This is a genomic window from Streptomyces sp. NPDC058751 (assembly GCF_042746485.1).
In the GTDB taxonomy this organism is placed as follows: domain Bacteria; phylum Actinomycetota; class Actinomycetes; order Streptomycetales; family Streptomycetaceae; genus Streptomyces.
Map to the genome: position 1 here is coordinate 1 of NZ_JBHYPZ010000094.1, position 4,449 is coordinate 4,449.

The 4,449-nt window shown below is 74.7% G+C and carries 4 protein-coding genes; all 4 read left to right on the forward strand.

The window, feature by feature from the left end:
* The first annotated feature begins 75 nt into the window (after nt 1–75).
* The 4 genes from ACFW6B_RS40950 to hutH all read left to right on the forward strand — a co-directional run bounded on the left by ACFW6B_RS40950 (nt 76) and on the right by hutH (nt 4,297).
* On the forward strand, nt 76–381 hold the full coding sequence (locus tag ACFW6B_RS40950) for a hypothetical protein (protein ID WP_386605013.1): 306 nt from the start codon (nt 76–78) through the stop codon (nt 379–381).
* 184 nt (nt 382–565) lie between these two features.
* Complete coding sequence (locus tag ACFW6B_RS40955; protein ID WP_386605015.1) at nt 566–1,393, forward strand: enoyl-CoA hydratase/isomerase family protein; 828 nt, start codon at nt 566–568, stop codon at nt 1,391–1,393.
* A gap of 84 nt (nt 1,394–1,477) precedes the next feature.
* A complete protein-coding gene (locus ACFW6B_RS40960) occupies nt 1,478–2,632 on the forward strand; it encodes a diguanylate cyclase domain-containing protein (RefSeq protein WP_386605017.1) in 1,155 nt (384 codons plus the stop codon).
* A 126-nt stretch (nt 2,633–2,758) separates the two neighbouring features.
* Entirely contained in the window at nt 2,759–4,297 is a 1,539-nt protein-coding gene (gene hutH / locus ACFW6B_RS40965) for a histidine ammonia-lyase (RefSeq protein ID WP_386605020.1), read from the forward strand.
* The last annotated feature ends 152 nt before the right edge of the window (nt 4,298–4,449 follow it).

Below are 4,449 nucleotides of genomic sequence, written 5' to 3' on the forward strand. Positions count from 1 at the left end.
CGGTGGCCGTGCCCCCGCCCCCCCCCCGCGGGGGGGGCCGCGGGGGTGCGGGGGGCGGGGGGGGGCTGGCCCCCGGTGGCGCCCGACCGGGTGCCGCCCGCCTCCCGGCCCGCGGCCGGCCCGCGGGCACGCCGCACGACGGGCGTCTGCACGGTGGGCGCGTCCTGGGGCGCGGGCCCGGTGTCACCGGGCGCCGCGGGGGCGGACATCGCCCTGCTGAGCGGCGTGACGCGGATCCATCCGGTGTTCGCCGTCGAGGAGCCGGTGGCCCCGGACGCCGTCCGTTGGACCGGCGGTCGCGTGAGTGCGGGTCGCGGGCCCGGCCGGGTGCCGGCGGCCTGCGGTGTCTCGCGGTTCGTCATGGTCGTCCCTCCCCGGTGAGCCGGTGTCCCGGATGCGCTGCGGCGGTGCGCAGGTTATTCACGGTCCGGGGGTGGCGAAACGAAGTTCGACGACATGTCACTCGAACGAGGAGCCGCGGTCCGAGGGGGCGGGTTTCGCCGGACGGCCCCTGCTGCGATGATCGGGGCGTCGATTGTTAACCCGCGTTAACCGGGAGGGTGTCATGGCGCAGCACGAGGCGGACCAGGTGACGGAGCCGGCCGAGCGGAGGTTCGGCGAGTTCGTGGCCGTACGGCGGCACGGCCACGTCGCCGAGCTCGTCCTCGACCGGCCCAAGGCCATGAACGCCGTGTCCACGGACATGGCGCGGTCGATCGCCGGTGCCTGCGACGCCCTCGCCGCGGACCGGGACGTACGCGTGGTCGTGCTGACCTCCACGCACGAGCGCGCCTTCTGCGTCGGCGCCGACCTGAAGGAGCGCAACTCCTTCACGGACGCCGAACTGGTGCGGCAGCGGCCCTTCGCGCGCGCCGCGTACACCGGAGTCCTGGAACTGCCGATGCCGACCGTCGCCGCCGTCCACGGCTTCGCGCTGGGCGGCGGGTTCGAGCTGGCGCTGTCCTGCGACCTGATCGTGGCCGACCGTTCGGCGGTCGTCGGGCTGCCCGAGGTGTCCGTCGGCGTGATTCCCGGAGGCGGCGGTACGCAGCTCCTGCCGCGCCGGGTCGGGGCCGCGCGCGCCGCCGAGCTCATCTTCTCGGCGCGGCGCCTGGAGGCCGCCGAGGCGCGGGAGTTGGGGCTGGTGGACGAGCTGGTGGAGGCGGGGCGGGACAGGGTGGAGGCGCTCGCCCTGGCCGCCCGCATCGCCGCCAACTCGCCGGTCGGGCTGCGCGCCGCCAAGCGGGCCCTGCGTCTCGGCCACGGACTCGATCTGCGCGCGGGCCTGGAGGTCGAGGACGCGGCCTGGCGGTCCGTCGCCTTCTCCGGGGACCGGGCGGAGGGGGTCGCCGCCTTCAACGAGAAGCGCAAGCCGGAGTGGCCGGGGGAGTAGCCCCGGGCTCCGGGTCTCGCGACCTGTACCCCTGTTCGCCCTGATGATGTCCCAATTATGGGCAAATATACCTAGCCTGGGGTGATGGGTGAGGACGATCGGCTGAGGGCCGTGGTGACGCTGGCGCAGGGGATGGCGGCGGCGCACACCCCGCGGGAGTCGTGGCGGGCCGCGGCGCTCGGCGCGTGTCACGCGCTGACCGGGAGCTTCGCCGCGCTCTCCGTGTGGGAGCGCGAACTCGGCAGGCTGCGGGTGCTGGCCAACGTGGGCGACCGCGCCCCGGACGAGGACGAGTTCCCCGACGGGGAGTCCTACCCGGTGCACCAGTTCCCGGAGATCACCGAGTTCCTGCACGAGCGCTGGGCGGGCGGCGGCGAGCCCAACGCCTGGGTCGAGACCGCCGACGGCCCCGCGGCCGGCGCCTTCGGGTACTGCCACCAGCGCGTGGCGGCGCTGCGCAGGCGCGGCCGCGGCTGCTGCGTCGTCGCGCCGATCGTGCTGAACGGGAGGGCCTGGGGCGAGCTCTACGTGGCGCGTCCGGCCGGGGTCCCCGCCTTCGGGCCGCAGGACGCCGACTTCGCCACCGTCCTCGCCTCCGTCGTCGCCGCCGGGATCGCCCAGACCGAGCGCCTGGAGGAGGCCCGGCGCCTCGCCTACACCGACTCCCTGACCGGACTCGCCAACCGCCGCGCCGTGGACGTGCGGCTCGACGAGGCCGTGGAGCGGCACAGGGAGGAGGGCGCCGTGGTCAGCCTCGTCGTCTGCGACCTCAACGGGCTCAAGCGCGTCAACGACACCCTGGGGCACGCCGTCGGCGACCGGCTCCTCGAACGGTTCGGGTCGGTGCTCTCGCTGTGCGGGGCCATGCTCCCCGGCACCCTCGCGGCACGGCTCGGCGGTGACGAGTTCTGTCTGCTGGCGGTGGGGCCCCCGGCCGACGAGGTGGTCCGTATCGCCGGTGAACTCTGCTGCCGGGCAGCCGAGTTGGAGCTCGGGGAGGGGGTGGCGTGCGGGGTCGCCTCGACCGGGGACCCGATCGGCCCCGTACGGTCGGCGCGCCGGCTGTTCCGGCTGGCCGACGCGGCCCAGTACCGCGCGAAGGCCGTCCGGGCCGCGAAGCCCGTGGTCGCCGGGCGGGAGGGGCCCGACGATCCCGTCGTACGTCTCGCGGACGCGCCGCCGCCCACCGCGGGCGAACGCCGCAGGTTCCGCGGCCGGCACGACCGGCCCCGCGCCTGACCGCGGCACCCCGGCGCGCCGGCGGCGGCGCGGACCGGCCGCTGTGACGTTCGCCGGGGTAAGGGGTCAACCCGCCACCCGCTAGTGACATCATCGAATTCACTGCGTACGCTCCTGAATATGGATATGCACACTGTGGTGGTGGGGACGTCCGGGGTGACCGCGTCCGACGTTCTCGCCGTGGCGCGCGAAGGCGCCCGGATCGAGCTCTCCGACGAGGCGGTGGCGGCCCTCGCCGCGGCCCGCGAGATCGTGGACGCCCTGGCCGCGAAGCCGGAGCCCGTCTACGGCGTCTCCACCGGTTTCGGCGCCCTGGCGACCCGGCACATCAGCCCGGAGCTGCGCGCCCAGCTGCAGCGCAACATCGTCCGCTCGCACGCCGCCGGCATGGGCCCGCGCGTCGAGCGCGAGGTCGTCCGCGCACTGATGTTCCTGCGGCTCAAGACCGTCTGCTCCGGGCACACCGGTGTGCGCCCCGAGGTCGCGCAGACCATGGCGGACATCCTGAACGCGGGCATCACCCCGGTCGTCCACGAGTACGGCTCGCTCGGCTGCTCCGGCGACCTCGCGCCGCTGTCCCACTGCGCCCTGACCCTGATGGGCGAGGGCGACGCCGAAGGCCCCGACGGAGTCGTGCGCCCCGCGGGCGACCTGCTCGCCGAGGCCGGTATCACCCCCGTCGAGCTGCGCGAGAAGGAGGGCCTCGCCCTCCTCAACGGCACCGACGGCATGCTCGGCATGCTGGTCATGGCCCTCGCCGACCTGGAGACGCTGTACAAGTCGGCCGACGTCGCCGCCGCGCTCTCCCTGGAGGCGCTCCTCGGCACGGACAAGGTCCTCGCCCCCGAGCTGCACGCCATCCGCCCGCACCCCGGCCAGAGCGCCAGCGCCGCCAACATGCTGGCCGTGCTGAAGGGTTCGGAGCTCACCGGCCACCACCAGGACGACGCCCCGCGCGTCCAGGACGCCTACTCCGTGCGCTGCGCCCCGCAGGTCGCGGGCGCGGGCCGCGACACCCTCGCGCACGCCCGCACTGTCGCCGAGCGCGAACTGGCCGCCGCCGTCGACAACCCGGTCGTCCTGCCCGACGGGCGCGTCGAGTCGAACGGCAACTTCCACGGCGCCCCGGTCGCCTACGTCCTCGACTTCCTCGCCATCGCCGCCGCCGACCTCGGCTCGATCGCCGAGCGCCGCACCGACCGGCTGCTCGACAAGAACCGCAGCCACGGCCTGCCGCCGTTCCTCGCGGACGACGCCGGCGTCGACTCGGGCCTGATGATCGCCCAGTACACGCAGGCCGCGCTGGTCAGCGAGATGAAGCGGCTCGCCGTCCCCGCGTCCGCGGACTCCATCCCCTCCTCCGCGATGCAGGAGGACCACGTCTCCATGGGCTGGTCGGCGGCGCGCAAGCTGCGCACCTCCGTGGACAACCTGACCCGCATCGTGGCGATCGAGCTGTACGCCGCCACCCGCGCGATCGAACTGCGCGAGGGCCTGACCCCGGCCCCGGCCTCGCGGGCGGTCATCGACGCGGTCCGCGCCGCCGGTGTCCAGGGCCCCGGCCCGGACCGCTTCCTCGCCCCCGACCTGGAGGCGGCGGACGCGTTCGTGCGCGCGGGCGGTGTGGTGGCCGCGGTGGAGCCGGTGACCGGTCCGCTCGCCTAGCGGGGCTTCCCCGGGTATGGGGGCCGCGTGTGGGCCGGGTGTGTCCCGGCCCACCCGTCTCTCCAGGCCCGCATGTCCCGGGGTCTTATACAAAAAAGACGCAGCCGACCACGCGTAGAGTGTAGATATAGGTGGTGGGCGGATCATTAAAA